The 2,550-nt window shown below is 64.3% G+C and carries 2 protein-coding genes and 1 pseudogene; all 3 read right to left on the bottom strand.

What is annotated here, in order from left to right; translation table 11 throughout:
• The coding region (locus EN984_RS30790; protein ID WP_164765762.1) for a sugar ABC transporter substrate-binding protein at positions 1 to 848 on the bottom strand (848 nt) is incomplete at its 3' end.
• A 37-nt stretch (positions 849 to 885) separates the two neighbouring features.
• A complete protein-coding gene (locus EN984_RS30795; RefSeq protein WP_127270346.1) occupies positions 886 to 1,893 on the bottom strand; it encodes an ABC transporter permease in 1,008 nt (335 codons plus the stop codon).
• Positions 1,894 to 1,896: 3 nt separating this feature from the next.
• Positions 1,897 to 2,550, bottom strand: a pseudogene (locus EN984_RS30800) (3-hydroxy-3-methylglutaryl-CoA reductase); the annotation flags it as partial.

Raw genomic sequence — 2,550 nt, forward strand, 5'->3', positions numbered from 1 at the left:
CTGATGTAGAGATTGAACAGGCCCTTCTCGACATTCTCGCAGCCGACCCTGTTGCCGCCGCCGCTTGTGACGAGGAAGACCTGGTCGCCCTTGCCGGCCTGCTGGATCGCAGACGCCGTGCCGGTGTCCTGATTGTCCCAGATGCCGATGGCGCCGCAAAGATCCGGATGCTGTTGCAGCACGGTCTCCATGATCGAGCGCGCCTTTTCCGGATTGTATTCGGTGGCCTGCTGCGAAACGACCTGGATGTCGGGATGCTGGTTCAAGACACGGTAGATGCCGTCGAGTTGGAACACGTCGGATGCCGCCGTCGGCACGCCGGTGTCGATAGCGACCTTGGTCGAAGCACCCTTGCCGGGGCTGCATTTGTCGACCACGGCCTGCGCCGCCTGTTCGCCGATCTCGGTCCAGTCGGCGCCGACATACGAATCGGTCTGGGTGTTCGATTCCAGGTTGATCTGCACAACTTTGATGCCGGCGGCCTGCGCCTGAGCCAGCAACCGGGCGTAGGACTGGATGTCGGGATTGTGCGCGACGATCAGGTCCGGCTTCTCGCTGATCAGCGACTGCAGCGCGCGGGTTCCCGCGTCGGTGCTCCAGGCGGGGTCGCGGATCTCGAAATCATACTTGAGGCGCTTGGCCTGCTGGCGCATCACCGCCGCCCAGCCTTCGGTCAGGTCGAAACCCATCGACAGCGGCAGGAAGACGACCTTCTTGCCTTCCAGCGTCTTGTGGAACGTCGTCGAGCGCGGATTTTCCAGGCCCTTGTCCTGGGCGCTGGCGGTGACGATACCGGCAAGCGCGATGCAGGCCGCGGCCAGCCACTTTGTCGTTTTCAGAAGTCGCATGGTTTCCTCCCATTGCATTTTGGCGTTGAAATTGGTGTCAGAGATCCCCTTGCTGGGACGTCTGCTCGTCGCGTGGGTTGACGAGCGAGTCGATGACGATGGCCAGAAGCAGGACCACGCCCTTGACCAGGTTCTGGATCGTGTAGGCGATGTTCATGATCGTCATGCCGTTGAGCAGGATGCCGACGAAGATCGTGCCCAGAATGACGTTGCGAACCTTGCCGTGGCCGCCATTCAGGCCGATGCCGCCCAACACGACGACCAGAAGGATGTCGTAGATCATCGTCGAATTGAAAAGCCGGGCGTTGATCGCCGACGCCGACGAGGCAAGCACCAGCCCGGCGCCGTAGGCGATCAGCGCGCTGATCGCATATTGCGCGACGATCATCGGCCGGTTGGAAATGCCGGTGATCCTGGCGGCGCCCGGATTGTTGCCCATGGCATAGGTCTGCCAGCCGAACCGCGTGCGGCTGAGCACCAGATGCAGCGCCAGGCAAAGCATGGCAAAGACCACCACCGTCACCGGGACGCCGAGGATGCGGCCCTGCCCGATCAGCGAGAACCATTCGGCGCCTGGCGGCACATTCTGCATCTCCAGCGTGAAGAAGAAGGTTCGGCCAAGGCCGTAGATGACGGAGCCGGCGGCAAGCGTCGCGAAGATCGGCGCGACCTCGCCGAAAGCGATCAGCATCCCGATCAGCACGCCGGCGACCACCGCGAACAGCGCGCCGATCAGCAGCGCGAATTCCAGCGAATAGCCCGAGCGGGCGATCACGAAGGCCCAGGACACCGACACCACCATCGTTGCGATCATCGAGACATCGATGCCCCTGGCGATGACGACCAGCGCCATTCCCAGCGCCAGGATGCCGAGAATCGAGACGCTTCTGATCAGGGCTAGGATGTTGCCGGGGCTGAAGAAGGACGGCAGCAGCAACGAGAACAGCACGAAGGCCAGCACCGCCAGCACCAGCACGATGCCTTCCTGGCTTTTGAGCAGGCTGGAAAGCCGAGCCTGATTTCCGCGTGCGGCTGCCTCGCTCACCGCTCAGGCCTCCTCTTTGCCCAGTCTGAGCAGGATTTCCCTGGCGCGATCGACGCGCACATCGTGATCCGCCGCAAGTTCCTTTGCCACCGCATCGATATTCGCGCCGCTCGCGCCCGCCACGATGGCTATGTTGCGGGCATGCAGCGCCATGTGTCCACGCTGGATGCCTTCGGTTGCCAGCGCCCTGAGCGCCGCCATGTTCTGCGCCAGCCCGACCGCGACGGTGACCTCGGCAAGCTCTTGCGCCGTGGTCACGCCGAGGAGTTTCAGCGCTGCGCGCGCGGCCGGGTGCGTCTTGGTGGCGCCGCCGACCATGCCCAGCGCCATCGGCATTTCCAGCGTCCCCACGAGGTTTCCGGCGGCGTCGATCTCCCAGCGGCTCAACGACGTATAACGGCCGCCGCGCGCCGCCCAGGCGTGGGCGCCGGCCTCGATCGCCCGCCAGTCGTTGCCGGTCGCGACGACGACTGGATCGATGCCGTTCATGATGCCCTTATTGTGCGTGGCCGCGCGGTAAGGATCGACGATCGCCAGCGAACAGGCCTCGACGATGCCGGCAACGATACGCTCGCCGGTGAACTCCTTCGTCGCCAGTGCCTTCGGCGTCAGCCGCACCCGCGCCCGCGCCAGCCTGAGGTCGGCCAGGTTGGAGAG

It is taken from the genome of Mesorhizobium sp. M7A.F.Ca.CA.004.12.1.1, from assembly GCF_003997835.1.
GTDB lineage: Bacteria > Pseudomonadota > Alphaproteobacteria > Rhizobiales > Rhizobiaceae > Mesorhizobium.